13 protein-coding genes are annotated in these 14,876 nt (G+C 42.6%); 5 read left to right on the top strand and 8 right to left on the bottom strand.

Annotated elements, in window-relative coordinates; genetic code table 11:
* Positions 1-4: 4 nt before the first annotated feature.
* Positions 5-661 carry a DUF4271 domain-containing protein gene (locus ACOOE0_RS03340; protein ID WP_420401058.1) on the bottom strand — a complete coding sequence of 219 codons (657 nt, stop codon included), beginning with the start codon at positions 659-661 and terminating at the stop codon, positions 5-7.
* Positions 648-2,318, bottom strand: a complete 1,671-nt coding sequence (locus tag ACOOE0_RS03335; RefSeq protein ID WP_420401057.1) for an ArnT family glycosyltransferase — start codon at positions 2,316-2,318, stop codon at positions 648-650. Before ACOOE0_RS03335 ends, ACOOE0_RS03340 begins: the two co-directional genes overlap by 14 nt.
* 121 nt (positions 2,319-2,439) lie before the next feature.
* Here ACOOE0_RS03335 and ACOOE0_RS03330 point away from each other — a divergent pair, with 121 nt between their 5' ends.
* Genes ACOOE0_RS03330 through ACOOE0_RS03320 form a run of 3 tightly spaced genes read left to right on the top strand, consistent with a single transcriptional unit; the run spans position 2,440 to position 4,938 of the window.
* Positions 2,440-3,168 (top strand): polyprenol monophosphomannose synthase, encoded by a 729-nt coding sequence (locus ACOOE0_RS03330; RefSeq protein ID WP_420401056.1) that lies wholly within the window; start codon positions 2,440-2,442, stop codon positions 3,166-3,168.
* Between the two features lies 1 nt (position 3,169).
* The gene (locus tag ACOOE0_RS03325; protein ID WP_420401055.1) at positions 3,170-4,504 is read left to right on the top strand and encodes a dihydroorotase; all 1,335 of its coding nucleotides are present in this window, start codon (positions 3,170-3,172) and stop codon (positions 4,502-4,504) included.
* Positions 4,505-4,506: 2 nt separating this feature from the next.
* A complete protein-coding gene (locus ACOOE0_RS03320; protein WP_420401054.1) occupies positions 4,507-4,938 on the top strand; it encodes a DUF4296 domain-containing protein in 432 nt (143 codons plus the stop codon).
* Here the strand turns inward: ACOOE0_RS03320 and ACOOE0_RS03315 are convergent.
* Positions 4,935-5,933, bottom strand: a complete 999-nt coding sequence (locus tag ACOOE0_RS03315) for an NAD-dependent epimerase/dehydratase family protein (protein WP_420401053.1) — start codon at positions 5,931-5,933, stop codon at positions 4,935-4,937. The genes ACOOE0_RS03320 and ACOOE0_RS03315 overlap by 4 nt on opposite strands.
* Positions 5,934-6,018: 85 nt before the next feature.
* Between ACOOE0_RS03315 and tyrS the strand changes: the two genes are divergently transcribed.
* Both tyrS and ACOOE0_RS03305 read left to right on the top strand, forming a co-directional pair.
* Positions 6,019-7,314, top strand: a complete 1,296-nt coding sequence (gene tyrS, locus ACOOE0_RS03310; protein ID WP_420401052.1) for a tyrosine--tRNA ligase — start codon at positions 6,019-6,021, stop codon at positions 7,312-7,314.
* Between the two features lie 50 nt (positions 7,315-7,364).
* A complete protein-coding gene (locus ACOOE0_RS03305) occupies positions 7,365-7,742 on the top strand; it encodes a hypothetical protein (protein ID WP_420401051.1) in 378 nt (125 codons plus the stop codon).
* On the opposite strand, the gene ACOOE0_RS03300 is transcribed toward ACOOE0_RS03305, so the two are convergent.
* The 5 genes from ACOOE0_RS03300 to ACOOE0_RS03280 form a co-directional block, all read right to left on the bottom strand.
* Entirely contained in the window at positions 7,739-8,725 is a 987-nt protein-coding gene (locus ACOOE0_RS03300; protein ID WP_420401050.1) for an acyl transferase, read from the bottom strand. The two genes, ACOOE0_RS03305 and ACOOE0_RS03300, sit on opposite strands and share 4 nt — an antisense overlap.
* A gap of 59 nt (positions 8,726-8,784) precedes the next feature.
* Complete coding sequence (locus ACOOE0_RS03295; RefSeq protein ID WP_138837602.1) at positions 8,785-9,108, bottom strand: T9SS type A sorting domain-containing protein; 324 nt, start codon at positions 9,106-9,108, stop codon at positions 8,785-8,787.
* Between the two features lie 143 nt (positions 9,109-9,251).
* Positions 9,252-9,560: a T9SS type A sorting domain-containing protein gene (locus tag ACOOE0_RS03290; RefSeq protein WP_138837605.1), complete on the bottom strand. Its 309-nt coding sequence runs from the start codon at positions 9,558-9,560 to the stop codon at positions 9,252-9,254.
* Between the two features lie 152 nt (positions 9,561-9,712).
* Positions 9,713-11,941 carry a beta strand repeat-containing protein gene (locus ACOOE0_RS03285; protein WP_420401049.1) on the bottom strand — a complete coding sequence of 743 codons (2,229 nt, stop codon included), beginning with the start codon at positions 11,939-11,941 and terminating at the stop codon, positions 9,713-9,715.
* Positions 11,942-12,009: 68 nt separating this feature from the next.
* Complete coding sequence (locus ACOOE0_RS03280; RefSeq protein WP_420401048.1) at positions 12,010-14,868, bottom strand: TonB-dependent receptor domain-containing protein; 2,859 nt, start codon at positions 14,866-14,868, stop codon at positions 12,010-12,012.
* Positions 14,869-14,876 lie beyond the last annotated feature (8 nt).

The raw sequence follows: 14,876 nt of genomic DNA, 5'->3' as shown, positions 1-14,876 counted from the left end.
GCTTTCAATCTTTTAGATAGCTTCCAACTATTACTAGGGGCGCAATTTCGAGTGTGCAAAGGTACAAAATAAAATAGAAAAAGTGGGAAATTATGACTTTTTGATGGTTCTTCATCAGCTTGAAGATTCCTATGGCATTAATGGAAATAATTAAGATTAATGCCGCATAAATAGCAATCTGGGAGTCCTTATATATGTATACCAAGGCAATATTGGCAACAAACATGACCAAACTGCTATGGTTGAGGTAGGAAGTTTTGTTGAACAGTAAATCTATGATCATTCCCTGGGTATTAAAAACAATCCCTTTCCCTAGTTGCAGCAACATTTTTAGTAACTGAAACAACAACACAGCGCCAAATATGATGAAGAAACTGTACAGATAATCTTCGGTCGCAATTGGGTAAAAGGTTTTTTGTATCAAAAAAAGGAACAAGGATAAATTGATCAATTGAAAAATCGTCAATAAAATATGGAACCAGTTCAAAAGCCTTCCCTTTTTATTATACAGGACCACGTACTTGTTGTTGAACGGGAGTATCATAAAATTCAGGAACTTATTTTGGAACAGATATTTTCCCAAGGCAAGCACCATCATGCTAAAAAATAGCACCATGGTCATCCAATCCAATGATTCAACCGTTTTGCTAATGGGTTCCATCTTCAATCTTTATGGGAGTTCCATTCAGTCCGGGGATTAGGCTTCCGTACCCCAAACCAATCCTAAAATAGCCCGCATTTTCCAATTTTTCGGACTTTGGGAATTGAAATTTATAGTAAGCCGTATCCTTCGACTTAAGGATTGTTTGTTGTGGGTTTACAGGTTCTACCTTAAGTGGTAGGCTACCCCTGACCTTCTTGTAAGCATCCGTGTAGGCAACAGCATATTTTAAACTGTCCAGTGCAACATCAAAGGGATAGGGATTATAAACCTTTAGATTCCATTCCCCGTTGTCCGTGTTCTTTTCCGAAATGCAGGCCAATTTGCGAAGGGAATAAAAATCGTCCATAAAAACCCCAAAAAATTGCGTTCCCTTAGCGTTGGTGTAGGAGATATCACCACTCTTTCGGTACATGGATATCATGGCAATATTCTTACCTCTCATTCTTTCTTCGGAACCGTCAATGGAATACTGATTTTTTCTGTAGAAGGCATTGTTCAAGGAAAAAGAAGGTTTTCCAGCATAAAACTCATACATGGGAGCCCTGCGATAGGAATTCTCAAACACTACGGTGGCTTCCCCTAATTTGGAATCCAGATTGTTCACCCAAGCCTTGTTTCCATGGGCTTCATAAACCAAGGGTAAAAGGGGTTGATGGATTAGCCAGGCCCTGGCATAGAACATCAAAATGGCACTGGCAATGCCCATTCTAAACATCCATTTCCGACTTTGGGCATTTTCAATCAAATGCTTAAAGGCAATCATGGCCAAGGGGATGGAAATGATGATTACCCATTGGGTCTGTACCCTTCGGTTAAAACTGGATACAAAAAAGAACAGGATAACCCCATATGTAAGAAAGCGAAGCGCCTTTGAAAATTTATCAGATTCTTTGTCCTTGATCAAGGCAAAGTATACCCAATAGAACAAGAGACCAAAAATAGCCACGAGATTAAGGATGTATCCCAAGGTGAATTTTTCAAAAGAATAGGCTTGATTGGGCCTTTCAAAAAGATGGTATTTAATGGAAACAAAGTCATTCTCAAACAACCACATAAAATGCGGAACGTAGCACAATAGAGCCACCACCACGGCCAACCACGCTTTTCCGTTGAACACCAGTTTTATATTCGACAGAAAAACAAAGAGGATGACCAAAACGGCATGGTATTTACTGTACATCAAAGCAGCCATGACCAAGCCTAATGCAATGGTTGTCCAATAGGTGGGGTTTTCCAGAAACTTTTTATACAGCAGCAGAAACAAGGCTGTAAAGAAGAGCAACGGAGTGTCCGGCAGCGTAAAGAAACCGTAGGCGTTCATCAAAGTCATGGAGAACAGCAGCAGGAAGAAGTGCCATACATACTCCTTTTTCTTGGGATGATCAATTGCTGACCATAACACCACATAGGTGCCAACCGACAGGAGGCAACTCATGAAACGAACCCCCAATTCACCATCAAAGAACCAACTGCTAATCTCAATCAGGAAGGCCACCATGGGCGGATGGTCGAAATACCCCCAATCCAAATTTTGGGCATAATACCAATAATAAGCCTCGTCAAAAATGAGTTCCGTGAAGGATGCCTGAATGAGATTGAGAACAAAAAGAGCGGCCAGAAGAAGATAAAACAACCTGGGAAACTTTTGGGTCATCAATTGGAGTTTAGATGGCCCAAAGGTACAAATAAAGGTAAATACCTTAATTGGAACAGTGCTAAAACTGTAGCCTTCCGCTAAGCAGAAAAGCTTATTTTTGCACTCTAATTGTGCGCTAATGGTAGATGGCATTGTGATCATACCCACCTTCAATGAAATTGAGAACATTGAGGCTATCATAAAAACGGTTTTTGATCTTAAAAAGAACTTCCATGTTTTGGTGGTTGACGATAATTCCCCTGATGGCACTGCACAAAACGTACGCACACTGCAAGAGCAATTTCCTGAGCGCCTGTTTCTGGAAGTCCGAAAAGAGAAGTCTGGACTGGGAACAGCCTATATTCATGGTTTTAAATGGGCTTTGCAAAGGGATTACGATTACATTTTTGAAATGGATGCGGATTTCTCCCATCGCCCTGCCGATCTTTCCCGATTGCACAGAGCCTGCTTAAATGGGGCAGACGTTGCGATTGGGTCCAGATACAAAAAAGGCGTCAATGTGGTGAATTGGCCCTTGTTCCGAATATTACTCAGTTATGGGGCCTCCTTCTATGTAAAGATCATCACAGGAATGAAGGTGCATGACCCCACAGCCGGTTTTGTTTGCTATCACAGAAAAGTGTTGGAAACCATTGATTTGGACAAGGTGCGATTTATTGGCTACGCCTTCCAAATTGAAATGAAATACCGAGCATATCTCAAAAAATTCAAGATTGAGGAAGTCTCTATCATATTCACCGATCGTGTCAATGGTAAATCCAAGATGAATTCTTCCATTGTCAGGGAGGCCATTTTTGGTGTGATTGCCATGAAGTTCAGAAGTATATTTTTCAAAAAGAGTTTTTAGCATGTCAAAGACCTTATTAAAGAATGCCAAAGTTGTCAATGAAAACCGGATTTTTGAGACAGACATACTTTTGGATGGAGAATTGATTTCCCGGATCGATCCAGATATCTCTGACGAACATGCCCGGGTCATAGATTTAAAGGGCGACCTTTTGCTTCCAGGAATCATAGATGATCAGGTGCACTTTAGAGAGCCTGGTCTTACCCATAAAGGTTCCATTGCCACAGAAAGTAGGGCAGCCGTTGCGGGCGGGATTACCACCTTCATGGAGCAACCCAATACCAATCCCCAGACCACAACAATTGAGAAACTGGAAGAAAAATTTGCCGTAGCGGCTAAGGATTCCTTTGCCAATTATTCCTTTCTTTTTGGGGGCACCAACGACAATCTGGAGGAATTGAAGCGTCTGGACAAAAATGCTTGCACGGGAGTGAAACTGTTTTTAGGTTCCTCTACAGGTAACATGTTGGTGGATAATGAAGAGGTTTTGGAAAAAATCTTTTCCAACACGGAAATGGTGATTTCCGCTCATTGCGAGGATGAAGGAACCATACGCGCAAACATGGCGCATTACACCCAGCAATATGGGGATGACATCCCTATAAAACTACACCCTGTTATCCGAAGTAGTGAAGCCTGCTATCTTTCATCTTCCAAGGCTATTGCTTTGGCCAAAAAAACAGGGGCAAGACTTCATGTTTTCCATGTTTCAACAGGCGTGGAGACCGATTTGTTTACCAATACCATTCCCTTGGAAGACAAGAGAATCACGGCTGAGGTCTGCATTCACCATTTGTGGTTTTCAGATGAGGATTACGATGAAAAGGGAACCTTGATCAAATGGAATCCTGCGGTCAAGACGGCAGCAGACAGGGAAAAACTCTGGGAAGCACTATTGGATGACCGAATTGATATTGTGGCCACAGACCATGCCCCTCATACCTTGGAGGAAAAAAACAACCCGTACACCAAAGCACCATCAGGAGGGCCACTGGTACAGCATGCACTTTTGGCCATGTTGCAAAAGGAAGAGGAAGGCAAAATAGGTTTGGGAAAAATGGTGGAAAAAATGTGCCACAATCCTGCAAAGCTTTTTGATTTGGACCGAAGAGGTTTTATTCGGGAAGGATACTATGGCGATTTGGTACAAGTGAACCGAAATTCACAAAATCCGGTTAAAAAATCCAATATTCTTTACAAATGTGGCTGGTCTCCGTTTGAAGGTGTTACTTTTGGTTCTGAAATAGTACGGACCTTTGTCAATGGTCATTTGGCATTTGACCAAGGTAATTTTAGCGCCGAACGCAAGGCTAAAAGGTTAACTTTCAATAGATGATAATGAAGCGTATGTTTCTTTGCTGCTTAGGGCTTCTACTGTTGGCATGTGGGGAAGCAGTGATTGAAAAACCGGATAACCTGATTCCCAAGGAAAAAATGGTTGAAATCTTCCATGATTTGGCATTGCTCAAAGCAGGAGGCGACAATTTGGAACCTATATTGGAATACAAGGGAATCACCATTATGGAATACCTGTTCGACAAACACGGAATAGATAGTGTCCAGTTTGTGGAAAGTGATCTATACTACGCTTCCGTACCCTTGGAATACCAGGCCATTTACGAAGAGGTGGATGCCATATTGGAGCGAAGAAAAAATGCTATGGAAGGGGTTACCAAGAAAAAGAACGACAGTGTGCGAAAAGCTCGAAAGCAAAAACGGGATTCCACCAACCTTTCAAAAACCTCCAAAAAGGAGCAAGAAGTGAACTAGGATTTAAATTTCTCGCAACAAAAATCCAAGGTTTCATCTAGATTGTCATACGTAAAATCCAAGGCCCTTTTTATTTTGGTGTTGTTGTAGATTTCCCTCCTGTACATGCCCTTAACCATATTTTTCGTGAGTCGTCGCCTTTTCCCTCTAAGTTTGCTCCGCAATCCGTCCCAACGCCAAAAGAGTTCCAGCATCCAAAAAGGGATGGGCTTATCTGGAGGGGTTACACCCAAACGATTACATATTCTTTTAAAAATTTCGGAGTAGGTCAGGTTCTCGTTTACTAAAATGAATCGTTCATTGTTGAAGTTTGAATCCATCAATAGGGTCATGGCCCTGGTGACATCATTGACCGAGACAAATCCAGTTCCTCCGGGAATAAAATGTCTTTTGCCTTTTTGCGCGTAAGTGAAAAAGGAACCGCTACCTGATTTCCAAAAACCCGGACCCAGAACCACTCCAGGGTTCACGACTACCACTGCCAAACCTTCCTGGCTTCCCCGCCAAACCTCCAATTCGGCATCGTGCTTTGTAAGGCCATAGACGGAAACGTTGGCTTCGTTCCATTCATTTTCTTCGGTGGCCATCTTTCCCTTTACACTCGGGCCAATGGTAGCAATGGAACTCACATAACAGAGTTTTTTCACCCCGTTCGCAATGCAAAGATTTACCATGTTGGCAGTGGCCTCGGAATTGGCTTGTATGAGTTGATCCAATTGCCTGGGGTCAAAAGAGATCAATGCGGCACAGTGGTAGACATGGGTCACATCCTTAAAAGCCTTTTCCAATGAGCCTACATCGGTAATATCAGCTTGAACCCAAGTAATTTTGTCTAAAAGCGATTTTGGTTGGTCTGTGTAGTAATCAAATATCTTGGAGACTTTTTCCAAAGATTTTTGGGTACGATAGGTGGCTTTTACCGACTTTCCGTCTTGCACCAATTGGAATAGCAAATGGGAGCCTATTAAACCCGTACCTCCTGTAACCAAAATCATGGGATAAAAATACCTATTTGCATTGGATTTATTGAAGTAAGTAAGATCTTCATTTTATATTTGCAGCTATGCTAAAGCAATGGTAATGGAAAAGAATTTTGTGCAGGAACTGCAGTGGAGGGGAATGGTTCATGATATAATGCCCGGAGCCGAGGAGCATTTATTGGAAGATATGCAGGTCGCCTATGTAGGGATAGACCCAACCGCGGATTCCTTGCATATTGGCCATTTGGTCAGTGTAATGATGCTGCGCCATTTTCAGTTGGCCGGGCATAAACCTTTTGCTTTGGTTGGGGGAGCTACCGGTATGATCGGTGATCCATCCGGAAAGTCTGCAGAGCGCAATCTTTTGGACGAAGCTACGCTTAGGCACAACCAAGAAGCCATCAAATCCCAATTGGGGAGATTCTTGGATTTTGATAGTGATGCTCCGAATGCTGCTGTCTTGGTAAACAACTATGACTGGATGAAGGATTTCTCATTCCTGAATTTCATCCGGGATGTGGGCAAGCACATCACAGTCAATTATATGATGGCCAAGGATTCTGTAAAAAAGAGACTTTCTTCCGATGCCAAGGAAGGGATGTCCTTTACGGAATTTACCTATCAATTGGTTCAAGGATATGACTTTTTATACTTGTACCAGCACCATAATTGCACCCTGCAGATGGGGGGCAGTGACCAATGGGGGAATATTACCACGGGAACCGAGCTGATCAGAAGGATTGGCGGAGGAAAAGGTTTTGCTTTGACCTGTCCTTTGATCACCAAGGCCGACGGCACCAAATTTGGAAAGACTGAAGGAGGAAATGTCTGGCTGGATGCCGAACGCACTTCTCCTTATAAGTTTTATCAGTATTGGTTGAACACCTCGGATGAAGATGCTGAGAAATACATTAAAATTTTCACCTTTTTGACCCAAAAGGAAATTGAAACACTTGTGGAAAACCATAAGCAAGAACCTCACTTGAGGGCCTTGCAAAAGAAATTGGCAGAGGAGATAACCACCATGGTCCACTCCAAAGAGGACTTGGAAAATGCTATCAAGGCCAGCAACATTCTTTTTGGAAAATCCACTTCGGAGGACCTCAAAACCTTGGATGAAAAAACATTCTTGGATGTGTTTGATGGAGTTCCCCAAGCCACCGTTTCCAAAAGCGAGCTGACATCTGGCTTGGATATGATTGGAGCCTTGGCGGCCAAGACGGGATTTTTGGGATCCAACGGGGAGGCACGCAGGGAATTGAAGCAGAATTCCATCTCCGTGAACAAACAAAAAGTAAAGGAGGATTACCTGATTTCCAATGAAGACCTAATCAACAACAAGTTTGTATTGCTTCAACGAGGGAAGAAGAACTACTTTGTTCTTGTAGCAGAATAAATCGCGCAACGTTCCACAATTTTTTCATCTTTAAAGGGAAAATCGCTTTAATGATGAAGAAAGTCATATTCTTATTTCTAATCCTTATGGTCTCGGGATGTACTTCGGATGATGATATCAATCCAAGTGATGACAAGTGGGTTTTGGACAATGTGGTTTGTTTTTGCTTTTTTGGGGAGGATTTCGATTTTAGTGTGCATTCCATCCGCTTTGATAAAGATTCTGGGATGGTGACTATTGAAAATTCTGGGGATTCCCAATTTATAGCCCCTGCCGGAACCTATCCGTTTACGGATAATGGATCAGTCATAGGCATTGAAGGGAGGGAGTACACTTATGAAGAAGATGGGGATTCCTTGATTTTAACCTATGTGGACAATCCCCAGATTGCTGACGATGAGATTACCTACTATTATTCCAAAGACTAAAGGGCCATTAGGTTGCAGCCCCGAACATCAGAGTGGTCAAAACGGCCCAAAACCTCGAAAGATCCATCAGCATAAGTTTTACCCAAATCCTGGGTCGCGATAAAGGAGCAGGAATTTATATTGGCCAAATCAATCACGTTTATTCCGCCAGTTTTTTGATGGGATTGTAAGCTCAAGGGATCTTCAGTATCCCGAGTCAAAATTTTCATCCATGCTGGGGTTTGGAAAATACCATTGCCTTTGGAATAGGCCTGGGATAGTAATTCGGTCATCCCGTATTCGGAATGGATCGTTTGCACCTTAAAGGCGTCTTTTAATATTCCATGTAGTTCTTGCCGAATTAGTTCCTTTCTTCGTCCTTTCATTCCCCCCGTTTCCATAATGGTGGTGTGTTTTAAATCCATCGGGAATTGTTCGGCCAAATCCCACAGGGCAAAGGATACACCAATAAGCAACGTCTGGGTTCCTGAAGCTTCCAGTGCCAGCAATTTTTCTTTTAGCGTTGAAAGTTCATCAAGATAAAAACCACTATCAGGATGCTCCGATCTTGAAACCAAATCGTTGACCATATATACCAAGGAAGAACCTTCTCGCTCTAAATAAGATGGTAACAAAGCAAGAATACAATAGGATTTTATACCGCCATAGAAAGCCTGAAATGCAGTGCTAAAACTTTGCTGATAAAGACTTAGGTCGCTGATATAATGTTTGCTGGTAGAGCCAGCGGTGGTTCCGCTGCTTTCAAAAATGGCTTCAATGGGATTATTGGAAGATGTGATGCTAAATGACTTAAAGAACTCGATGGGCAGGAAGGGGATGGCCGTGATGGAGTGCACCTTGTTCGGCGATTTGCCCAAATGTTCGCAATACGTTCTGTAGACTTTGTTGTTTTGGTATTGAAATCCAAAAATTTCCAAGGTCAATGCCTCAAATTCCGCATCGGTAGCAATAGAAAAAATACGTTGGGATAGCGAACTGTTCATTGGGCCATAAAAGTACCCAAAAAAAATGCCCTTCTAAAGAAGGGCGGTATAAGTTGCGGCTATTTTATGACCAGTTTTCGTGTCATGGTTTTTTTGTCTTCCGTCACTTGCAGTACATAAACACCTGGAACCAATCGGGATACGTTTAGTGTATTGGTAGAGATTCTGTCCGTTAGTACAACTTCGCCAAACACATCATAAATCTTAATCTGCTTGGTACCGTTGGTTGCAGTGGTAACGTAGACCTCGTCCCCATAAACGGGATTGGGATACATTTTAAATCCCTGAAGCTCCTGTACCTGTTCAGTGTTTACACTGACCAATTCCTGCCCGAAAGAGAAAAGTGGTAAAGCCATAATGAGAATAAAGTAGATTTTCTTCATACATGCTGATTTGGGTATAAGCAGTATAAAAGTAGATAAACACAGCAATAATGGCTATAAAATGTTGTGAAACAAGGAAATGTGTTGGGAAAGTGGGTTATTTTGATGTGTGTCCGATGAAATGCAACCTAAAATAGGGGAAACTACTTGATAATGAGCTTTCTGGTGGCCACTTTATTATGTTCAAACACTCTTAGGATATACACTCCTTTATCCAGATTGGACAGGTTGAGTTCCTTTCCTAAAATTGTGGTTTGAAGTACTTGGGTACCCAAAACGTCAAAAATGAGAATTTTCTTGGGCGCATTTTGTGTGGTCTCAATATAGACCTTGCCATAGGTAACTGGATTGGGGTACAACTTAAACCCGTCAATATCTGAACCTGCTTGGGAACTCTGGGCGAATCCAAGGGAACAAACAAAAAAGAAAAAGACGAGGTAAAGGTGCTTCATAAAGTATTGGTTACAAAGGCTATGCCACAAATATAAATAAATTGGTTTCCGAATGGGAATTGGCTAAGGAAAAAACCCACACTTTTCGATGAAGTGCAAAAAGAAGCCCCCGTAAGGGGGCTTTTTTAGTAAAAACAAACTTTTGTTAAGTCTTAAAAACCTGTGGTCCAGCCATCTGCCCAAGTGGGTTGATCGGCACCGTTTCCAGCTCCTGTATTATCACCTTCCACAATGAAATCTTGATTGGCACCAGTATAATCTGTCTGTTCAAAACCGGTAGCAGGGTTGGCAAACTGCATTGGGTTTATAGATAGGGCATCCGCCTCAATTCTAACGGCCGCTTCTGTGTCAGTATCCTTTACCGTGACTCCAAGATCCACTCCGCTGGTGTAGAAGTTGGTAATTGTAAAGTTTCCGCCTCCTTCTTTGAAGAAGAGGGCACCTTCGGTCACAGGACCTACAACCGTAATGTTGCTCAAAGTGGTTGTGGTCACAGGAGTGGCATCTCCGTTGTCCCCATTGTTGGAGCCTTCAATACCAGCTTTGGCACCGCCGGCAATATACCAGTTGCTACCGTTTCCGGTCCAACCATCTGCAAAATCAACGGAATCATCTCCACTGCCAATGGAAACCAAGTAGTTACCGTTTACGGTACCACCGAAGAACTCAATACCATCATCACCACCGTTATAGGACTGTACATATTCGAATGTCGTTCCGTTACCAACTCCAAACAAGGAAACTCCGTTAAATTCCTTATCGTTGGAGAAAGTAGCACCTGTGTATTCAACACGTAAATAGGTTACGGATCCCGAATCGTCATCAGCAGCATCACCACCATAAGTAAGGTCACCCACCTCCGTAGTGATATCGTTTCCTTTATTGGTAGGAGCATTTCCAGCAATTACCAAACCACCCCAATCCCCAGGAGCAGGAGTGTCACTGGAAGAAGTCATTACCACAGGGTTGTTGGCTTCTCCATTGATAAAGATTTGAGCTCCTCTTTCAACTCCAATAAAGGCAGCAGTACCGCCAGCAGCCTTAATGGTTGTTCCAGCAGGAATGGTCAAAGACCCACCTGATTTAACGATGAATCCGCTGGTCAAGAAGTACTCAACAGCTGCGTCAAGGGTAACGTCCCCTGAAATTTCACCAGCCAAGTTTTCCGTACCAGCTCCACTATTGTCCAATCCTGTTGTCCATCCTGCAGCCCAATTTGGAGAAGCAGCCCCGTTGCCAGCACCAGTAGCGACACCTTCTGTATAGAAGTCGTTGGCGCCAGTATAAGTTGTTGCTTCAAAATCCGCTGGGGTATCAGAAAATTGGATGTTGGTAATGGTAAGATCACCGTTGTCAATTCGGGCAATAGCCTGGGCATCTGTATCATTAACACTTATCCCGATTTTGGCGTTGCTTACATAGAAGTTGTCGATAGTAAAGTTACCACCACCTTCTTTGAAGAACAAGGCACCTTCATCGTTGGTAGGACCAACAACGGTGATATTGCTCAACATAGTTGTGGTAACAGGAGTAGCGTCACCATTATCTCCATTATTGGAACCTTCAATACCAGCTTTGGCACCACCGGAAATGTACCAGTTGCTACCATTTCCAGTCCATCCATCAGCAAAATCAATGGAATCATCACCACTACCGATGGACACCAAGAAATCACCATCAACGGAACCACCAAAGAATTCAATACCATCGTCACCTCCGTTAAAGGACTGTACATATCTGAAAACAGTTCCAGAACCTACTCCAAACAAGGATACTCCGTTAAACTCCTTGTCATTGGAGAAAGTTGCACCGGTATACTCAACTCTCAGGTATTGGATAGATCCTGAATTGTCATCAGCAGAGCTACCACCATAGATCAAGTCACCCACTTCAGTAGTAATGTCGGTTCCTTTGTTGGTTGGAGCATCTCCAGCAATAACCAATCCACCCCAATCACCTGGAGCAGGATTAGCAGCACCGGAAGTCATAACCACTGGATTGGAAGACGTACCGTTAATAAATATTTGGGCTCCTCTTTCTACACCGATAAAGGCAGCTGTACCACCAGCAGCTTTGATCGTTGTACCTGCAGGAATGGTCAAAGAAGACCCGGATTTAACAATGTAGGCATCGGTCAGGTTGTATTCCAAAGATGCATCCAAGGTAGTATCCGTGTTAACATCACCAGAAAGTTCTACGGCATTTACCGGGCATTCGTTGCAAGATGAACCTCCACAGTCCACTCCTGTTTCATCGCCATTTTGGATGTTGTCATTGCAAGTAGCCAAAATAGTGCTACTTCCTCCATCATCACTACTACAAGAGACCACGAAAGTCAGGGTAGAAAGGCCAAAAATGAATTTTAAAAGCGTTTTTTTCATTGTTTTAGTTTTTTAAGAAGTAAGTAATTGAGAATTTATATTTGGTCATTAATAAATTACACTTGGTCTTAGAATCTATAGGTCATGGATAACCTCAAATCGATTCCTTTTTTATACGTAAGGATGTCTACCTCTTCCTCCAACACACCACGTTCTACGAAAATGGGATCTATGTTGCTACTGGCATTGTCTTGGTAACGTTCCACGGATGGATCTAAAAGGTTCTTGGCGTTCAGGCCAAAGGTCAAATGCTTGTTCAACTGAAATTTGGTCACCAAATCCAAAGTGGGAACACCTCTATCAATAAGGTTACCCCTACCTTCTGAACCAAGGGCAAATACTCGCTCCGAAAAGTAATTGAACGCCATGGTGGCCTGGAAATTTCTATCCTCCCGCAATTCGGCAAAGTAGCTTACATCGGCATTTACTATAAAGTCAGATGCTCCACTTAACTTGGTTTCGGTAAAAGTGGGTCTTACCGTAAATGTGGTTTCTTCCGCAATTTTATCGGGATCCAATTTTTGGTTGGTGTTCAAATAGGAGAAATTGGCACCAACTGTAAGGCTTTCCGAAAGGATGTTGTCCGCGGTTTCTTTTTCTATTTCGAAAAGTTGCTTTCGCACTTCAAGTTCAGCTCCGATGGCAGTTGCATTGTCCCCAGTATTGGCCCAACTGATATCATTGGCAGCGGATGCTACCGTGATTTGGTTGATGGGGTCCTGGATGAAACGACCAAAAGCCGTTAAAGAAACCACCTCACTGGCGGATGGGAACAATTCCCATCGAACATCAAAATTGTAGTTGGTGGAACTTTGCAAATCTGGATTACCAAAGGAATCCTGGTTGACCTCTTCTTGAAATAAGAAAGGCGCTCTTTCCTTAAATTGAGGCAACGTGTAGGTCTTACTTGCAGCCAATCTCAAGTTTTGTTTCTCGTTTAGGGCATATTTAAAGGAAACAGAAGGCAGTACCTCAAAGTTGTCCAATTCATTGCTGCCTTCCCCCTGGATTACCGTGCTCCAATTGATGGATTGGTTAATCTGTTCTCCACGAATCCCAGCAAGCATGGTGATTTTATCACTCACCTTATATTCGAAATTGAAATAACCGGCATGGATGTCTTGACTACCATTATAGAACTGGGGTTCCAATGCACCTGCAAAGGAAAGAGGCCCTCTAAATGTTCTTATTTGATACAGCCCATTGACAAGGTTTTCCTGATTGAAGTAGGCATCAATGTTTCTGGGATCCACCAAAGGTTGATCTATAGGGTTGTTATTGGAATCCCGAAGTAAAATCTGGAAGTTGAACTGCTCTGCCTCAAAATCCACATCCTTGAACCTACCACTATAACCCAAAGTTAACTTACCGTCAAAATCATCGTCTTCGTTGGCCTTGAACTTATAGGTAAGGGCCAGATTCCCAGAAATCTCCTCCTCGTCCAAATCTTGGAAAAAACGGTGATTACTGGAGGCTGCGGAAACCAAACGGAAGGATTTTGGTCCATCAGGTTCACTATTATTGTCTGGAAGAACGGTATTTTGTCTTCTGTCCGGCACTTTGTTGGCCAAGAAGTTATAGGCTGCTCCCCAGTTTACATCAAAACGATTTCCCAGTCCATGTTCGCCCAATAATTGGTGGACAAACAACGTATTTCTTTCAAATGTGGCACGCTGAACAAAACCACCTCCTTGGGGTGCGTCATCTTCACGGTCTATGATTCCCTCAAACTCGTCCTGTCTTTGGGTTGAGGTGTTAAGGAACAAATAGTTGTACTTAATGGAGTGGTCTTTGTGTCTTAATCCCACATTACCCATTGCTGTGGTATTGGTGGAATATCGATAACCCACGTAATCGTACTCGGAGTTGGGCAGTGCTGTACCAATGTTTACGCCCCCATTGTTAATCCCTTCCCTGTATTGGAATCTATTGCTGAATGAACCGGTTGCGAAGAAATTGATACGTGTATTTTCACCTAAATTAAAGCTGTTTCCACCTCTTATAGAACCGCCAATATTTGCGGGAGTTCCGCCATCTTCACGATCCCAGCTTGTAGTAAAGTTGTAATTGTTCAATGGAAACTCTGGCGAATTTGTATTGTAGAACCCAGAGTAATTTGGACCTTCGTTTAAGTAGAAATCCTCTCCGGCAGCAACGGTGTTAATTCCAGATTGCAATCCTACTTCCAAGAAACCAGATCCGTTATAGTCTTTAGAAACAATATCTATGTTCGCACCAGCAAAATCTCCATAGTTATTTATACTATAGGTCTTATCAATACCGATGGATTGAACAATGCTTGTACCAAAAATGCCCAAATCAATGTTCTTTCTGGAAGGATCGTTGGAAGGAAGTGGCAGACCATTCAAAGTGGTTACATTATATCGGTCGCCCAAACCTCTAACAAAAACGTTTCCAGAACCTTCTTGTTTGGAAACCCCTGTAACTTTGGAAACGGCTGTGGCCACATCACCAACACCTTTTCTTGCCAATTCTTGGGCCCCGATGGAAGTTTTTATTTCTACCGCTCTTTTCTGATCTAAAAGCAATGCGGCTTCAGAATCCTGACGCGCAACTGTGGTTACCACCACTTCATCCAAGGCAAGGCCAGCGGATGCACTCATAGGGACATCAATATTGGTTACTTTGTCCGCTATAATTTCAACATTGGGGATTTCAACCGTTTCGTACCCCAGATAACTGAATACTACCGTGTAAGTTCCTGGCTCGATTCCAGAAATCTCATAAAGCCCATCAAAATCGGATGTGGTACCTTGAGTTGTACCTTTAATTAGCACATTTGCAAAGGCAAGTGGCTCGTTATTTAATTCTTTGTCTGTTAATTTACCCACGACGCTTCCCGTGGTCTCTTGCGCACTAATTTGTAATCCTACAAACAGTGTGAAAATCAATAAAATATATTTCATTAGGTATT

The organism is Flagellimonas sp., from assembly GCF_965215805.1.
Taxonomy (GTDB): domain Bacteria; phylum Bacteroidota; class Bacteroidia; order Flavobacteriales; family Flavobacteriaceae; genus Flagellimonas.
Note: the sequence above shows the minus strand (reverse complement) of the source record. Positions and strands in the feature narration are given on the sequence as shown.